The sequence below is a fragment of the Paracoccus tibetensis genome (genome assembly GCF_900102505.1).
GTDB classification, from domain to species: Bacteria; Pseudomonadota; Alphaproteobacteria; order Rhodobacterales; family Rhodobacteraceae; genus Paracoccus; species Paracoccus tibetensis.
In genome coordinates, this window is the sequence record NZ_FMVT01000009.1 from 100,156 (window position 1) to 113,598 (window position 13,443).

16 protein-coding genes are annotated in these 13,443 nt (G+C 68.7%); 9 read left to right on the forward strand and 7 right to left on the reverse strand.

The window, feature by feature from the left end; all coding sequences use genetic code 11:
- Positions 1-35: 35 nt before the first annotated feature.
- Positions 36-1,511, forward strand: a complete 1,476-nt coding sequence (gene cls, locus BLP73_RS13535; RefSeq protein WP_245686675.1) for a cardiolipin synthase — start codon at positions 36-38, stop codon at positions 1,509-1,511.
- Here the strand turns inward: cls and BLP73_RS13540 are convergent, their stop codons facing one another.
- Positions 1,512-1,973: an Lrp/AsnC family transcriptional regulator gene (locus tag BLP73_RS13540; protein WP_090745604.1), complete on the reverse strand. Its 462-nt coding sequence runs from the start codon at positions 1,971-1,973 to the stop codon at positions 1,512-1,514.
- A 125-nt stretch (positions 1,974-2,098) separates the two neighbouring features.
- Here BLP73_RS13540 and phhA point away from each other — a divergent pair, with 125 nt between their 5' ends.
- The 7 genes from phhA (at position 2,099) to BLP73_RS13575 (ending at position 8,431) form a co-directional block, all read left to right on the forward strand.
- Positions 2,099-2,902, forward strand: coding sequence for a phenylalanine 4-monooxygenase (gene phhA, locus BLP73_RS13545; RefSeq protein ID WP_090745607.1), 804 nt, complete (start codon positions 2,099-2,101; stop codon positions 2,900-2,902).
- 10 nt (positions 2,903-2,912) lie between these two features.
- On the forward strand, positions 2,913-3,254 hold the full coding sequence (locus BLP73_RS13550; protein WP_090745610.1) for a 4a-hydroxytetrahydrobiopterin dehydratase: 342 nt from the start codon (positions 2,913-2,915) through the stop codon (positions 3,252-3,254).
- Between the two features lie 122 nt (positions 3,255-3,376).
- On the forward strand, positions 3,377-4,204 hold the full coding sequence (locus BLP73_RS13555; RefSeq protein ID WP_090745613.1) for a DUF6478 family protein: 828 nt from the start codon (positions 3,377-3,379) through the stop codon (positions 4,202-4,204).
- A gap of 10 nt (positions 4,205-4,214) precedes the next feature.
- Positions 4,215-4,604 (forward strand): hypothetical protein, encoded by a 390-nt coding sequence (locus BLP73_RS13560; protein WP_090745616.1) that lies wholly within the window; start codon positions 4,215-4,217, stop codon positions 4,602-4,604.
- Between the two features lie 114 nt (positions 4,605-4,718).
- Positions 4,719-5,813, forward strand: coding sequence for a carboxynorspermidine decarboxylase (locus BLP73_RS13565; protein WP_175453368.1), 1,095 nt, complete (start codon positions 4,719-4,721; stop codon positions 5,811-5,813).
- 38 nt (positions 5,814-5,851) lie between these two features.
- Positions 5,852-7,078, forward strand: coding sequence for a saccharopine dehydrogenase family protein (locus BLP73_RS13570; protein ID WP_090745622.1), 1,227 nt, complete (start codon positions 5,852-5,854; stop codon positions 7,076-7,078).
- A gap of 105 nt (positions 7,079-7,183) precedes the next feature.
- Positions 7,184-8,431 carry an AI-2E family transporter gene (locus BLP73_RS13575; protein WP_090745625.1) on the forward strand — a complete coding sequence of 416 codons (1,248 nt, stop codon included), beginning with the start codon at positions 7,184-7,186 and terminating at the stop codon, positions 8,429-8,431.
- Positions 8,432-8,457: 26 nt separating this feature from the next.
- Here the strand turns inward: BLP73_RS13575 and BLP73_RS13580 are convergent, their stop codons facing one another.
- Positions 8,458-8,856, reverse strand: coding sequence for a pore-forming ESAT-6 family protein (locus tag BLP73_RS13580; RefSeq protein ID WP_090745629.1), 399 nt, complete (start codon positions 8,854-8,856; stop codon positions 8,458-8,460).
- A 310-nt stretch (positions 8,857-9,166) separates the two neighbouring features.
- Here BLP73_RS13580 and BLP73_RS13585 point away from each other — a divergent pair, with 310 nt between their 5' ends.
- On the forward strand, positions 9,167-9,808 hold the full coding sequence (locus BLP73_RS13585) for a hypothetical protein (RefSeq protein ID WP_090745632.1): 642 nt from the start codon (positions 9,167-9,169) through the stop codon (positions 9,806-9,808).
- A 16-nt stretch (positions 9,809-9,824) separates the two neighbouring features.
- Here BLP73_RS13585 and BLP73_RS13590 read toward each other — a convergent pair whose 3' ends face one another.
- The 5 genes from BLP73_RS13590 to flgG form a co-directional block, all read right to left on the reverse strand.
- A complete protein-coding gene (locus tag BLP73_RS13590; protein ID WP_090745635.1) occupies positions 9,825-10,796 on the reverse strand; it encodes a glycosyltransferase in 972 nt (323 codons plus the stop codon).
- Between the two features lie 76 nt (positions 10,797-10,872).
- Positions 10,873-11,484, reverse strand: a complete 612-nt coding sequence (locus BLP73_RS13595; protein ID WP_090745638.1) for a flagellar basal body-associated FliL family protein — start codon at positions 11,482-11,484, stop codon at positions 10,873-10,875.
- Positions 11,485-11,493: 9 nt separating this feature from the next.
- The gene (flgH, locus tag BLP73_RS13600; protein ID WP_090745641.1) at positions 11,494-12,219 is read right to left on the reverse strand and encodes a flagellar basal body L-ring protein FlgH; all 726 of its coding nucleotides are present in this window, start codon (positions 12,217-12,219) and stop codon (positions 11,494-11,496) included.
- 18 nt (positions 12,220-12,237) lie between these two features.
- On the reverse strand, positions 12,238-12,654 hold the full coding sequence (gene flgA / locus BLP73_RS13605) for a flagellar basal body P-ring formation chaperone FlgA (RefSeq protein ID WP_090745644.1): 417 nt from the start codon (positions 12,652-12,654) through the stop codon (positions 12,238-12,240).
- The gene (gene flgG, locus BLP73_RS13610) at positions 12,654-13,439 is read right to left on the reverse strand and encodes a flagellar basal-body rod protein FlgG (RefSeq protein ID WP_090745647.1); all 786 of its coding nucleotides are present in this window, start codon (positions 13,437-13,439) and stop codon (positions 12,654-12,656) included. Before flgG ends, flgA begins: the two co-directional genes overlap by 1 nt.
- Between the last annotated feature and the right edge of the window lie 4 nt (positions 13,440-13,443).

Consider the following 13,443-nt stretch of genomic DNA (forward strand, 5'->3'; position numbering starts at 1 on the left):
GGCCTTGGCTGTTGCAGGCCCCCAGATAGGCCGTGATGCGGGGAATTGCAATTACTTGGGCCGGCGCGGATGATGCGCCCATCATGTGGCCCACGCTGTTTTTCGTCTTCCATACCTCGCTGTCGCTGGTGATCGTCGCGCGCGTGCTTTTGCGCCCGCGGGTCGATCCCGCCGTGCGGCTGGCCTGGATCATGGTGGTCGAGGCCGTGCCGCTGGTCGGGATCGCCGCCTATCTCCTGTTCGGCGAGGTGCGGATGAACCAGGCCGACGTGCAGCGGATGGCCGATGCGCGGGACCGGCTGACCGGGCTGCGCCTGCCGACTCCGGCGCTGGTCTCGGATCCGCCCGAGCGTGCGGCGCCGATCGTCGCCGCGAATGCGGCCGTGGGCGGCATGGGCGCCGTGATCGGCAACCGCCTGCACCTGCTGGACGAAAGCGACACGGCCATCGACCGGATGGTGGACGCCATCGACCGGGCGCATGACCATGTCCATGTCCTCTTCTACATCTGGCTTCCCGACCACAGCGGCACCAAGATCGCCGAGGCGATCTGCCGGGCCGAGGCGCGAGGGGTCGAGTGTCGGGTGATCGTGGACGCGCTCGGCTCGCGCGCGCTGGTGCGGTCCGAGCTGTGGGACCGGATGCAGGCGGCGGGGGCCGAATGCGTCACCGCGTTTCCTTGGGGGCTGCCGTTCATCAGCATGCTGTTCCAGCGGCTGGACCTGAGGAATCACCGCAAGATCATGGTGATCGACAACCGCATCGCCTTCACCGGCAGCCGCAACTGCGCCGACATGGCCTTTGCCATCAAGCCGCGCTTCGCGCCCTGGGTGGACATCCTGGTCTCGGTCGAGGGGCCGGTGGTGCGGCAGCTGCAGGCGATCTTCCTGGGCGACTGGATGAGCTATACGGGGCGCGATCTGGGCCACATGCTGCAGCTGGTCGAGCCGGTCGAGGCGCCGGGCGTGATGGCGCAGGTCGTGGCGACGGGACCGGACCTGAGGGCCGGCAGCATCTCGGACTGCCTGGCCGGGATGCTGCATGCGGCGCGCGAGCGGGTCGTGGTGACGACGCCCTACTACGTCCCCGACGCGGCGCTGGATGCGGCGGTGCGGGCGGCGGCGCGGCGCGGGGTCGAGGTCACGATGATCCTGCCTTCGAGGAACGACAGCCTGATCGTGGGCGCGACCAGCGAGGGGTTCTATTACGGGCTGCTGGCGGCGGGGGTGAAGCTGGTGCTGTTCGAGGGCGGGCTCTTGCACTCGAAGATCATGACCGTGGACGGGCAGATGGCGATGATCGGCAGCGCGAACCTCGACCGCCGCAGCTTCGAGCTGAACTACGAGGTGAACATGGCCCTCTTCGATGCGGGCACCGTCGCAGAGCTGGACGCCCGGCAGGACAGCTACATCGCCCGCGCCCGCGAGGTCACGCTGGAGGAGGTGCGGCGCTGGTCCACCTGGCGGCGGCTGCGGAACAATCTCTTGGCACTGGCCTCGCCGCTGTTGTGATCAGAGGGGCAGGGCGGTCGTGTATTTCGTCTGGCGCAGGACGAAATGCGTCACCGTGCTGCGGATGATGCCGAGCGGCAGCATCTGGCGCATGAGGAAATGCTCCAGCCCCTCGGGGTCGGCGGCGACGACCTTCAGCTGGTAGTCGTAGCTGCCGGTGATCGTCGCGCATTCCATGATCTGGTCGTGGTCCTGCACGAAGGCGTCGAAGCGCGCCAGCGTCGGCTCGGTATGGTCCATCAGCGAAACCTGGACATAGGCCATCGCGTGCAGCCCGGCCTTGGCCGGGGCGACCAGCGCGACCTGCCGGCCGATCACCCCCTCCTCGATCAGGCGCCGGACCCGCCGCCAGGCTGGCGAGGTCGAGAGGCCCGCCGCCTCGGCCAGTTCCTGCGTGGAGCGGGTGGCGTCGCGCTGGAGGAGGCGCAGCAGGCGGCGGTCAATGTCATCGAGGTCCGGCATGATCTTCCCAAAAGAACGGCAGGAGCGGCATGTGATGCCCTCAAGCTGATGGTGTCGGCCGCTTCCGGCAAGTTTTTTCTGGGAATGGAGGTAGAATGGATTCGGAGGAGATACAGGAGGACCGCATGCCCAAATCGACGGAGTACGAGGCCAAGCACCCGGACGCCGACGGCTTCATCGCCTATGACGCCGAAGAGGACGCCGTCTGGCGCGATCTGGTGGCGCAGCAGATGCCCGCGGTGCAGCGGCACATGGCGCAGCCTTATCTGCGCGGTCTCGATCTTCTGGACCTGCCGCGGGACCGCGTGCCGCAATGTCCCGACGTGTCGGCCAAGCTGGGCGCGCTGACCGGCTGGCGGGTCGAGCCGGTGCCGGCGCTGATTGGCTTCGGCAAGTTCTTCGGGATGCTGGCCGACCGCGCCTTTCCGGCGGCCAGCTTCATCCGCAAGCGCAAGCATTTCGACTATATCGAGGAGCCGGACATCTTCCACGAGATCTTCGGCCACACGCCCCTGCTGACCGACCCGGCCTTCGCCGCCTTCAGCCAGGCCATCGGCGAGGCGGGCACACGCTGTGACAAGGCCGATTACAGCTGGCTGATCCGCCTCTACTGGTTCTCGATCGAATTCGGGCTGATGCGCGAGGGCGGCGAGGTGAAGGCGCTCGGCTCGGGGCTGGCGAGTTCGGTGACCGAGCTACCCTGGGCGATCTCGGGCCATGACAGCGGCGGGCCCGAGCGGCGGCCTTTCGATGTGATCGACATCCTCAGGACGCCCTACCGCATCGACATCCACCAGCCGCTCTATTTCGTGATAGACGATCTGGACTCGCTGTTCGCCGCGGCCAGGCGCGACCTGCTGGCCGACATCCGGCAGGCCCGCGCGCTTGGCCTGCACGCGCCCGCCTATCCGCCCAAGGACGCTGCCTGAGGAGACGCCCATGACCACCGACACTGATCTTGCCAGCAAGACCTGCCTGCCCTGCCAGGGCGGCATCGCGCCGCTCGGCCTCGACGAGGCGCGCAGGATGATGGGCCAGCTGGACGGCTGGAGCCTCTCGGAGACCGGCACCGCCATCACCCGGCGCTTCGCCTTCAAGGGATTCGCGAAGGCCGTGGAGACCGCGAACCTGGCCGCCTGGCTCGGCAACAAGCAGGGCCACCACCCCGACATCGCCTTTGGCTGGGGCTACTGCGCCGTGACTTTCACCACGCACGAGGCGGGCGGGCTGACCGAGAACGACTTCATCTGCGCGGCGCGGCTGGACGCGCTGATGGCCTAGGCAGATGCTGCGCCGCAGCTAGTGTCATGGTTGCAGGACTTGCCCGGACTCGCCGTGCAGGTTATCGCTCCGAAGAGGGTTCGACCGGATGGGGGCGCGATGACGATTCGATGTGACCGGCCATGTGCCGCCCGCCGGACCGGGCGGGGCGCGCGGGGCCGCACATGATCGCGCTGAACGAAGGCTGGCTGTCGCGCGTGCTGCGCCAGCGTGCCGCCCGCCGGTGGGCGCGGCTGCAGGCGGCGATGCGCCGCAATGCCCGCCCGCTGGACCCCGAGCTGCGCGATCAGGCGCGCGACCTGCACCAGCTTCTGGGCCAGCTGCTGCAGCTGTCGGACGGGATGGTGGCGGGGGCACGCGGCTCTCTGGCGCGGATGCAGCTTCCCGCGGGAACGGACTGGCGCTGGCGGCCGCGGGTGATGCAGGCGGCCAATGACGTCACGGCCCTGGCCGCGCCCGAGAACGGGCGCTGGCTCTCGCCCGAGGTGGCGCTGTTCCACGACTGCCCGAACCGCGCGCTGATCCTGCGCCAGTGCCGCAACCGCCACGCGACCGACCTTGCCGATTACGCCCTTGCGCTGGAGGTGATGGGCTTCGGTGGCCGCTACCTCTCGTTCTCACTCGGCCTGCCGGCCGAGGCGCTGGAAGGCCTTGGAAGCCAGAGCATCCTGCGCCTCGACGCCTCGCTTCAGGCCGAGCGGTCGATCGTCGTCTACGCGCGGCTGAACCTCCAGCAAGGCCCGAACACCGAGCAGATGCTGCGCCAGATGGGCGACCCCATCGGCGCCAAGACCTGCACGCGGGTGATCGAGTTCGATCTCGGCTATGCCAATCTCGCGGCGCGGCCGGTCGAGAAGGCCTGGATCGACGTGATCTTCGATGCGCCCTTCATGAACGCGGTGACGCTGCGGGACGTCGTCGTCTCGCGCCACACCCGCGCCCAGATCTGAGGAGACGGCGATGCTGCGGTTCCAGAGCCACGGGGTCAAGGGCGGCGTCTGGCGCGGCCGGGTGGAGGGCGGTGCCCGCCCGGCCCGCGTCGCGCTGACCCTTCTGGGCGAGATCGTCGCGCAGGCGCAGCTTGAAGGCGACGGCGACGGCTGGCTGCTGGAAGTGGCGCTGCCCGGCTCGACCATCAGCGACGGCGTGCAGACGCTGGTCCTGACCGCCGATGACGGGGCGCCGGACGAGCCGACGCGCCCCGACGGGCTGCACCTGGCGCGGCTGCCGCTTCTGGCGGGGCGGCCGCTGGACGAGGACCTGCTGGCCGAGATCGCCGCGCTGCGGGCCGAGCTGGAGCTGGTCAAGCGCGAGCTGCGCCGGCTCGGGGCGGCCTCGCCCGCCGGCTGAAGGCGTCGGTCGTCACCGGAACGTCATGTTTCCTTGCGAAAAGCGGGGCCCGCGCCTATATCGCGGCTTCCGCCGACGCCACGGCCCGATCACAGGATTCTCCGCCCGATGACCTTGCCGCAGACGCCCTTCTACCTCATCGACAAAGCGGCCCTGCGGGCCAACATGGAGAAGGTCGCCTGGCTGCGCGAGGCCTCGGGGGCGAAGGCGCTGCTGGCGCTGAAATGCTTTGCCACCTGGTCCGTCTTCGACTTCATGCGCGAGTTCATGGACGGCACGACCTCGTCCTCGCTCTACGAGCTTCGGCTCGGGCACGAGGAGTTCGGCAAGGAAACGCATGCCTATTCCGTGGCCTGGGCCGATCACGAGATCGACGAGGCGGTCGGCTACGCCGACAAGATCATTTTCAACAGCCTCGGCCAGCTTGACCGCTTCGCCGGTAAGGCATCGGGAATCGCGGCCGGCCTGCGCCTGAACCCGCGGTTTTCCACCAGCGGCTTCGATCTGGCCGACCCCGCGCGCCCGTTCAGCCGCCTTGGCGAATGGGACGTGGCGCGGCTGGAACAGGCGCTGGACCGGATCAGCGGCGTGATGATCCATTACAATTGCGAGAACGGCGATTTCGCCCTGTTCGACCGCCAGCTCACCCGGATCGAAACCGAGTTCGGCGACATCCTGAAGCGCCTCGATTGGGTCTCGCTTGGTGGCGGCATCCACTTCACGGGCGAGGGCTACCCGCTGCAGAAGCTGGCCGACCGCCTGAAGCAGTTTCAGGACCGCTTCGGCGTGCAAGCCTTCCTCGAGCCGGGCGAGGCCAGCATCACCAAGACCACCACGCTGGAGGTGAGCGTTCTCGACATCATCGACAACGGCAAGCAGGTCGCCATCGTCGACAGCTCGACCGAGGCGCATATGCTGGACCTCTTGATCTACCGCGAAAGTGCCAAGCTGCCGCGCCGGGGCGAGCATGAATACCAGATCGCGGGCAAGACCTGCCTCGCGGGCGACATCTTCGGCGAGGCGCGCTTCGAGCAACCGCTGCAGATCGGCGACCGCGTCAGCATCGACGACGCCGCCGGCTACACGATGGTGAAGAAGAACTGGTTCAACGGCGTCGCGATGCCCTCCATCGCGATCCGGGAAGAGGACGGCAGCATCCGCACCGTCCGCAGCTTCCCCTACGAGGAATACAAAGGCAGCCTGTCCTGAGGCGCCCTTTCACCCAAAGCTCGGGAAAGGAGACGGAATTGGCAAATAAGAACGTGCTCATCATCGGGGCCGGCGGCGTGGCGCAGGTCGTCGCGCACAAGGTCGCGCAATGGGCGGCCGAGTTCGGCGACCTGCACATCGCGAACCGCACGCAGTCCAAGGCGGACGCGATCGTGGAGAGCCTGCGCGAGAAGGGCCACCAGATGCCCTTCACCAGCCACGCGCTGGACGCGATGGACGCGGGCGCGGTCGAGGCGCTGATCCGGCAAGTGGACGCCAAGATCGTCATTAACGTGGGTACGGCCTTCATCAACATGACCGTCCTCGAAGGCTGCATCCGCGCGGGCGCGGCCTATATCGACACCGCGATCCATGAGGACCCGGCAAAGGTCTGCGAGACGCCCCCCTGGTACGGCAACTACGAATGGAAGCGCCGCGAGGACGTGGCGGCGGCCGGCATCACGGCCGTTCTGGGCGCAGGCTTCGATCCGGGCGTCGTCAACGCCTATGCGCGCCTGGCCGAGGACGAGTATTTCGACAAGATCGACAGCATCGACATCGTGGACATCAACGCCGGCAGCCACGGCCGCTGGTTCGCCACCAACTTCGACCCCGAGATCAACTTCCGCGAATTCACCGGCACGGTCTATTCCTGGCAGGGCGGCGAATGGCGCGAGAACCGCATGTTCGAGGTCGGCCGCGAATGGGACCTGCCCGTCGTCGGCAAGCGCACCGCCTATCTGTCGGGCCATGACGAGGTGCACAGCCTCTCGGCCCGCTACAAGGACGCCGACGTGCGCTTCTGGATGGGCTTCGGCGAGCATTACATCAACGTCTTCACGGTCCTGCAGAAGCTGGGCCTGCTCTCCGAGCAGCCCGTGACACTGGCCGAGGGGCAGAAGGTCGTGCCGCTGAAGGTCGTCAAGACCGTGCTGCCGGACCCGGCCAGCCTTGCGCCGGACTACGAGGGCAAGACCTGCATCGGCGATCTGGTGAAGGGCACCCGCGACGGCAACCCGTGCGAGGTCTTCATCTACAACGTCGCCGACCACAAGGAGGCCTTCACCGAGGTCGGCAGCCAAGGGATCAGCTACACGGCGGGCGTGCCGCCGGTTGCAGCGGCGATCCTGATCGCACGCGGGCCGTGGGACGTGAAGCAGATGGCCAATGTCGAGGACCTGCCCGCGCGGCCCTTCCTCGAGCTGCTGGGCGAGATGGGCCTGCCGACGCGGGTCATCGACGCGTCGGGCGATCGGTCCATCTGATTGTAAAACAAACGTGCTTCTGCAGAAGGCGCCGGAACAACCGGCGCCTTCTGGCGTTCTGCCGCATCATGTTCCCCGCTCAGGGGCATGTGCCGGGGGGCACAGATGGCACGGTCTGATCAACATAATTTCCCTCGCTTCGGCGGCGAGGGGTCCGGGCGCTCGCCGCGCCTCGCCAGCTGGGCGGTGGTCGGCATCTTCCTGTTCATGGCGTTCGGGGCCATCGCGGCAGCGCGCGACTTCCTCATGCCCGTCACCATGGCGCTGCTGCTGTTCTTCGTCTTCACCCCGCTGCGCCGCTTTGCGCGGCGCTATGGCGTGCCCGATGCGCTGACGGCGCTTGGTGTCACACTTGGCATCCTGTTCAGCGTCGCGGTGCTGGCCTACGCCGCCAGCGGCCCGATCAGCCGGGCGATGAACAACATGCCGCTGATCACCACGCAGCTCGAACAGAAGTTCGACGACCTGCAAGAATCGCTGCGCGACTTCCAGGACGCCGCCCGCCGCATCGACGAGGCGCAGCGCGTGGAGGCGCCCGCGACGCCCGGCGAGCAGACCATCCGCGTCGAGCAGGAAGGCGAATCGACTCTCCAGACCGTGATGAAGCTGACGCCGCTGCTGCTGGCGCAGGTTCTCTTCACGCTGGTGCTGCTGTTCTTCATGATGGCCTCGGGCGACCTGCTCTATCTCAAGATCGTGCAGAGCTTCGACCGGATGCGCGAGAAGCGCGCCGCTTATCTCGCCCTGCGAGAGATCGAGGATTCGCTTGGCAACTATCTCGGCGCGATCACGATCATCAATGCGGGGCTGGGGCTGGCCATCGGGCTGGCGATGTGGGCCTGGGGGATGCCGGCGCCGCTGCTGTTCGGGCTGGGCGCCTTCGTTTTGAACTTCATCCCCTATCTTGGCTCCATCACCGGGGTCGCGATCTCGGGTCTTGTTGCGATGATCGTGATGCCGGGCCTTTTCTGGCCGCTGATGGTGGCGCTGACCTATCTGGGCCTCACCTCGCTGGAGGGGCAGATCGTCACGCCCTATTTCGTCTCGCGCCGGCTGCAGATGAACACGGTCGTCGTGTTCCTGGCCGTGGCGTTCTGGGCCTATCTTTGGTCGGTGATCGGGATGGTGATCGCGGTGCCGGTGCTGGTCGTGCTGCGCGTTCTGGCCGATCACGTTCCGGGATGGGAGCGGTTCGGCAACTTCCTCGCGGGCGAGGATCCCCCGGCGCTCGAGGACGATGACGAGGAGGAAGCGCGCGAGGTCGTCGAGACCGGCGCCGAAGCCGAGGATCACTCGGCCGCCGAGGCGGTGACGCGCCCCCTCGTGGAAGGGGACGCGCCAAGAAGTCAGTAAAGGGACAGGCGCGAGCCGCCGCCGGATCAGCCGGCTTGCAGCGAGCCGGCCACCTGGTTCACCGCCGCCTCGATCTGCTGGCACGTCGCCTCGACGCTGGTGCCTTGCGCTTCGGCCGCTTCTGCCAGCGTGATCTGCGTGTCGCCCACCGACACGGTACCCTCGGCCCCGGCCTGTTCGGCGCTGGCGCCGGCCGTCTCGTCGCCGGCCGGGATCATCGCCAGCAGCTGGGTCTGCGCCTCGACGGCCTCGGCGCCGGTGTGGCCCTGGGTCTGGCAGAACTGGAGGATGCCCAGCTGGTTGCGCGCGGCCTCATAGGTCGCGGCCGCGTCCAAGGTCGTCTCGCCCGGGGCATCGGCGGTCTGTGCGAAAGCGGCAGGTGCGGCGAGGCCCAGGGCAGCGGCGAATGCGAATTTGCGGATCATGTGAAGTCTCCTGTTCAGTTGCGGCGCCGTTCGGACGCTTGGGAAGGGTGCTAGCGGCCAATCGGTGCGGATGCCCGTCCAGATTGGCGGCAGGCCGCTTCCCGGCGGGACCATGCCGGAACAGGGCGATTTGGCCCCGGCGTTGTCGGCGAGTTCCGGCCGGACGCGCAGCATCAGCCTCACGCAGGATCAACTTCGCACAAGCGCCGGTGAGCATGGCGCACCCGCGCGGCGCCGACATGAACTTGCGGCTCGGGCGGGGCGTTCAGTTTTCAATCCACCCATAGAACCAAATACAAGGACGATCATCATGCTGACGAATCCCCTTAAGGCTGTCCTGATCGGCGGCAAGACCGCGGCACTGGCCGCGCTTCTGGCAACGACGGCGGCGGCGCAGACCGCTGTTCCGACTCCGGAAGGAAACGTCGTCGTCATCCCCGAAGCCGCGCTCGAGGCCGAGAGCCGCAGCGTGCTCGTCGAATCGGACTATCCGGTGCTGACGAGCTTCGACAACGACCAGGTCATTGCCGAGACGCTGATCGGGCAAGGCTTCACCAATGTCGTGATCAACCGCACCGGCCCGATCCTGACCATCACGGCCACGCGCGACGGCGTGCCGATCGAGCTGGTCTACAGCACCGCGAACGGGCGGCTGATGTCCGTCGACGGGGTCGAGTTCCGCCATCCCTCCGACGCGGCGGCGGCCTCCGAACCGGGGCGCGGCTCGACCGGCGCCTCGGATGCTGTCTCCGACGGCGCGGCCGACGATTCGGCCGATGACGCCGACGGCGCTGCAGCCGACGGCGATGCGGCGGACGGCGCAGGTGACAGCGACGGCGCCGACAGCGAAGCCGGCGACGCCGGCGAGGGCGGTGACGGCGGCAGCGACGGCGGTGAGGGCGAAGGCGAAGGTGGTGAGGGCGAAGGCGAAGGTGGCGGAACGGACGGCTGATCCGGTCCGAGGCTCCTCAGCGGCCGCCCTCGGGCGGCCGCGACGCCTGCGGCAGGCGCCGCGCGCGCAGGCGGCCCGCTGCGGCGGCCGAAAGCAGCGCCGCCGTGCCCGCACGAGTTTGGCGGTAGAGCCCCGTCTTCAGGATCAGCCTGACGGCCTCGGCGCCTGACATGTCGATCAGCGGCCGGACGGCATGAAGCAGGTCCCGGCCCTCCTTGGTCAGCAGATGCTCCGCCCCGGCAAGCGCATCCAGGTTCGACGCCATCCAGTCACCGAACTCGCCCTGCGCCAGCCGCCGCGCGCGCAGCGCAAGAGCGCCGAGCGTGTCGTTCCGCCCGACCTCGCTGCGCGGGTGCTGGCGATAGAGCAGCGCGGGCTGCGGGTCGTGCACCAGCCGAGCGCCCGCCGCCGCCATCAGCTGATAGGCCCACCAGTCATGGGCCGGAATTTGCGCCGCCTCTGCAGCGGCCGCGCCCTCCTTCAGCAGGCGGGCCGCGGCGGGATTGAAGACCGAGGTGTTCCCTGCCATCAGCGCCTGAACCAGCGCGTTTCGTAGCCCGAAGGGCCGGTGAAACAGCCGTGATCCCGTCAGGGGACAGAGGTTCTCATCGGTGATGATGGTGCGGGCGGCGTAGTGGGCCGGCTGCGCGCCGGAAACCACGTCCAGCGCCCGCGACAGCTTGCCCGGCAGCCAGAGATCGTCCTGATCGCTGAAGGCCAGCGCCGCCCCCTCGGGCGCGCGCGCCAGAAGCGACAGGAAGTTCGGCGTCGCCCCCTTGCGGGGACCATCGACCAGCGCCACGCGGCCCGAGGGGAAGCGCGCCGCGAAATCGCGCACGATGTCGCGCGTGCCATCGGTGGAGCCATCGTCCGAGACGATCAGCGACCAGTCGCGGTGGGTCTGCACGGCAATGCTGTCCAGCTGCGCGCCGATATGCGCCGCGCCTTGGTAGCTGGCCAGCAGGATCACGACATGGCGGTCCTTCACGTCATCATCCGTTCCTGCTGCGCCCGGTCTGCCGGCGCTTGTGGCGCGGTGAGGGGCCGGGCGCAAGCCTGCCCGGTCAGCCACCCTGCCGGACGATGTCCTCGATCAGCACGGCGTGGATGGTGATGTCGGTGCTGGCCCGCGCCGCCTGCAGAAGGTCTTCCCGGATGCGCTGCAGGTTGCGGTCGACCGTGTAGTTGCCGTCGAAGCCGCCCGTATTGGCGTGGATCAGCAGCTGCCGCAGCAGCGCGTCCCGCAGCCGGTGCTCCTGTCCCTCCAAGGCACTGAGGCTTGCCGCGTCGGTCTCGAGGACGAGCGTGATGATCATCATCGCGCCCATGTCGCCGTTGCGCGCCAGCGGGACGAAGAACTGGCCGGGGAAGGTGAACCAGCCGGGACCGGTCTTCTCGCCCCCGTGCCCGTCATCCTTGCCCCCCTTGCCATGACCGTCGTCCTTGGCCGCAGCGCCGTGCCCGTCGTCCTTGGCGGGCGCGGCATGGTCATCCTTGGCCGCGGCGTGATCGTCGGCCGCCTCCTCCTTGGCGGGCGCGCCATGTCCGTCATCGGCCGCCGCAGCGGCATGCGCGTCGCCCTCGTCGGGTTTTGCGGGCTGCATCGCGGTGCCGGCAGCGATCCCGCCGATCAGCGCGAGCACGGGAAGCAGAAGAGGCAGGATCTTGCGGATCATGGGCTTACCTCAGTAGGGCAGGAGAATGTCGGCGATCTGCTGCCCGTAGCGGGGCTGCTGCACGTCGGTGATCTGGCCGCGGCCGCCATAGGAGATGCGGGCGCCGGCGATGCGGTCATAGGCGATCTCGTTGTTGCGGTCGATGTCGCCCGGGCGCACGAAGCCGCTGACGGTCAGCTCGCGCAGCTCGTTGTTCACGCGCACCTCCTGCGTGCCCTGGATGTGCAGCGTGCCGTTCGGCAGGCGGTCGATCACCGTTGCCGCCACGCGCAGGGTCAGCTTGTCCCGGCGCGAGATGTTGCCGCTGCCCTTGTAGCTGGAGCTGGCCGAGGCATCCGCCAGATCCTCGAAGCTGGCGCCGTCCGGCAGCTCGCCCGCCAGGCGCTGCGGGATGCCCATCAGCTGGGGGATGCTGGCGCGCTCGCGCGCGGCGCGGCTGCGGCCCGAGCTGTTGCTGATTTCGGCGCGGTCGTCGATCTCGATCGCGACGGTCAGGATGTCGCCGCGAATGGCCGCGCGCCGGTCGCTGATCAGCGACGACTGCGTGCCGGCCCAGAGCGAGGCCGAGGCTTCCGGGCGTCCCGAATCGACGGGCAGGTCCAGCGGCGGGTTGATCATCGCCTGGAATTCCTCGGTCTGGCGGGGCGAGGTCAGCTCGGGCGGGCGGCCCAGATGCGCCGTGCGGGCGCAGCCGGCAAGGGCCAGCGCGAGGCAGAGAAGATGGGCGTGTTTCATGTCGGTCCCTGGCTTGTCCTACTGGGCCACGATCGCGGTCCCGTCCGACATGACGCGGGCGGTGACGGCGGTGCGCGAGGCCATGTTCATCACGCGGATCGTGTCGCCGGCGGCGGCATCGTCCAGCGCCCGCCCCTCGGTCTCGATCCGCAGCGCCCCGTGCTGGAAGACGAGGCGCAGCATCTGGTTGCGGTTCACGAGGCGCGGCGGCTGCAGCATCGAGGCATGCAGCGGGCGGCCCTCGTAGATGGTGATCCGGGTCTGCATGCCGATCGCGGCCGAGGGATCGGAGAGGCCCGCCCGGCCGCCATCGACCGCGCGCAGATCGCCCGCGGTGATGACCGTGCCGGCCGGCAGGGTCCGCGCCGCCGCCAGCACCGCGGCCTCGCCGAGCGCGGGACAGAGGGCCAGCGCCAAAACCAGCAGCGCCCGCATCAGCGCACCTGCGTCGTCGCGCCGAGCATCTGGTCGGCGGCGGTGATGACCTTGGCGTTCAGCTCGTAGCCGCGCTGTGCCTTGATCAGCTCGGTGATCTCGCGAACCGCGTCGACCGAGCTTTCCTCCAGATAGCCCTGTCGCAGCGTGCCGAGCCCGTCCTGTCCAGGGCCCGCCACCTGCGGCGCGCCGGAGGCCGCGGTCTCGATGTAGAGGTTCGAGCCGATGGCCTCGAGCCCCTTCTCGTTCGAGAAGCTGGCCAGCGTGAACTGGCCCAGAAGCTCGGGCTCGACTCGGTCGGCGAAATAGGCGTAGACCTCGCCGCCCGCGTTGATCGCGATCGAGCGGGCGTCGTCCGGGATCGTGATCTCGGGCACGACCGGGTAGCCGTCCGAGGTCACCACCATCCCCTCGGCCGAGCGCTTCAGCCCGCCGTCGCGGGTGTAGCCCGAGAGGCCGGAGGGCAGCGTCACCTCGAGATAGCCGTCGCCGTCGATGGCGAGGTCGAGATCGCCGCCGGTCTGGCTCAGCGCGCCCTGCTGCAGGTTCACGCTGACGGCCGTCGGCCGCACGCCGAGACCCAGCTGCACGCCGGCGGGCAGCACGGTGCCGTCGGCCGCGGTCACCGTGCCCGGGCGCGCGGCCTGCTGGTAGTGGAGATCCGCGAATTCGGCGCGGCGGGCGTTGTAGCCGGTCGTCGACATGTTGGCGAGGTTGTTCGAGATGACCTCGACCCGGGTCTGCTGGGCGCTCATGCCGGTTGCGGCGATCTGCAGGGCTCTCATGGGA

Bases quoted from the DNA above. Each gene is read 5' to 3' on its own strand.
- cls (WP_245686675.1), top strand. From the start codon at position 36: ATGCGGGGAATTGCAATTACTTGGGCCGGCGCGGATGATGCGCCCATC.
- BLP73_RS13540 (WP_090745604.1), bottom strand. From the start codon at position 1,973: ATGCCGGACCTCGATGACATTGACCGCCGCCTGCTGCGCCTCCTCCAG.
- phhA (WP_090745607.1), top strand. From the start codon at position 2,099: ATGCCCAAATCGACGGAGTACGAGGCCAAGCACCCGGACGCCGACGGC.
- BLP73_RS13550 (WP_090745610.1), top strand. From the start codon at position 2,913: ATGACCACCGACACTGATCTTGCCAGCAAGACCTGCCTGCCCTGCCAG.
- BLP73_RS13555 (WP_090745613.1), top strand. From the start codon at position 3,377: ATGTGCCGCCCGCCGGACCGGGCGGGGCGCGCGGGGCCGCACATGATC.
- BLP73_RS13560 (WP_090745616.1), top strand. From the start codon at position 4,215: ATGCTGCGGTTCCAGAGCCACGGGGTCAAGGGCGGCGTCTGGCGCGGC.
- BLP73_RS13575 (WP_090745625.1), top strand. From the start codon at position 7,184: ATGGCACGGTCTGATCAACATAATTTCCCTCGCTTCGGCGGCGAGGGG.
- BLP73_RS13580 (WP_090745629.1), bottom strand. From the start codon at position 8,856: ATGATCCGCAAATTCGCATTCGCCGCTGCCCTGGGCCTCGCCGCACCT.
- BLP73_RS13585 (WP_090745632.1), top strand. From the start codon at position 9,167: ATGCTGACGAATCCCCTTAAGGCTGTCCTGATCGGCGGCAAGACCGCG.
- BLP73_RS13595 (WP_090745638.1), bottom strand. From the start codon at position 11,484: ATGATCCGCAAGATCCTGCCTCTTCTGCTTCCCGTGCTCGCGCTGATC.
- flgH (WP_090745641.1), bottom strand. From the start codon at position 12,219: ATGAAACACGCCCATCTTCTCTGCCTCGCGCTGGCCCTTGCCGGCTGC.
- flgA (WP_090745644.1), bottom strand. From the start codon at position 12,654: ATGCGGGCGCTGCTGGTTTTGGCGCTGGCCCTCTGTCCCGCGCTCGGC.
- flgG (WP_090745647.1), bottom strand. From the start codon at position 13,439: ATGAGAGCCCTGCAGATCGCCGCAACCGGCATGAGCGCCCAGCAGACC.